The organism is Paenibacillus allorhizosphaerae, assembly GCF_042659105.1.
GTDB lineage: Bacteria > Bacillota > Bacilli > Paenibacillales > NBRC-103111 > Paenibacillus_G > Paenibacillus_G allorhizosphaerae.
Map to the genome: position 1 here is coordinate 1 of NZ_JBHSRV010000073.1, position 760 is coordinate 760.

At 49.6% G+C, this 760-nt stretch carries 3 tRNA genes and 1 rRNA gene; all 4 read left to right on the forward strand.

Going from position 1 to position 760, the window contains the following annotated elements:
* Positions 1-274: 274 nt before the first annotated feature.
* The 4 genes from rrf to ACFQI7_RS37820 all read left to right on the forward strand — a co-directional run bounded on the left by rrf (position 275) and on the right by ACFQI7_RS37820 (position 707).
* Positions 275-391 (forward strand): 5S ribosomal RNA (rrf, locus tag ACFQI7_RS37805).
* Between the two features lie 40 nt (positions 392-431).
* A tRNA-Asn gene (locus ACFQI7_RS37810) sits at positions 432-507 on the forward strand.
* 9 nt (positions 508-516) lie between these two features.
* Positions 517-605: transfer RNA gene (locus tag ACFQI7_RS37815), tRNA-Ser, on the forward strand.
* A gap of 30 nt (positions 606-635) precedes the next feature.
* Positions 636-707 (forward strand) — tRNA-Glu (locus tag ACFQI7_RS37820).
* Positions 708-760: the final 53 nt, after the last annotated feature.

The window sequence follows — 760 nt, forward strand, 5'->3', positions numbered from 1 at the left end:
TAGATAGGTTCGGGGTGGAAGCGCGGTAACGCGTGCAGCTGACGAATACTAATCGGTCGAGGGCTTATCCTAAGAGCTTTTCGAAGAAAAGCTAGCTTCGGAAGCATTAGCTAAAAGATTCAGCATTGTTGCAGCGAAGATTTATCTTTTTGAAGTGACCTTTGTGCGAAGCACAACGGAACGATAAAAGATAAAACGGAGCCTTGTTTCGATCCAGTTTTCAGGGTACAAGCGACCTTGAATTCACATCGTTTTGTTTACGCAAAGCGAACCGTTTGGTGATGATGGCGGAAGGGAACCACGCGTATCCATCCCGAACACGAACGTTAAGCCTTCCAGCGTCGATGGTACTTGGACCGCAGGGTCCTGGGAGAGTAGAACGTCGCCAAGCGGACAATAAATTTGTTCTTTCTGCGTACAACTCATAACATTCCCTGATAGCTCAGTTGGTAGAGCACTCGACTGTTAATCGAGTTGTCACAGGTTCGAGTCCTGTTCGGGGAGCCATCTTTTCAAGGAGAGGTGTCCGAGTTGGCCGAAGGAGCACGATTGGAAATCGTGTAGGCGTCACAAGCGTCTCGAGGGTTCGAATCCCTCTCTCTCCGTAGAATCGACATCATGCGTATTTTTAGCAAGGCCCGTTGGTCAAGGGGTTAAGACACCTCCCTTTCACGGAGGTAACAGGGGTTCGAATCCCCTACGGGTCACTTTATCCCATGGAGGCTTAGCTCAGCTGGGAGAGCATCTGCCTTACAAGCAG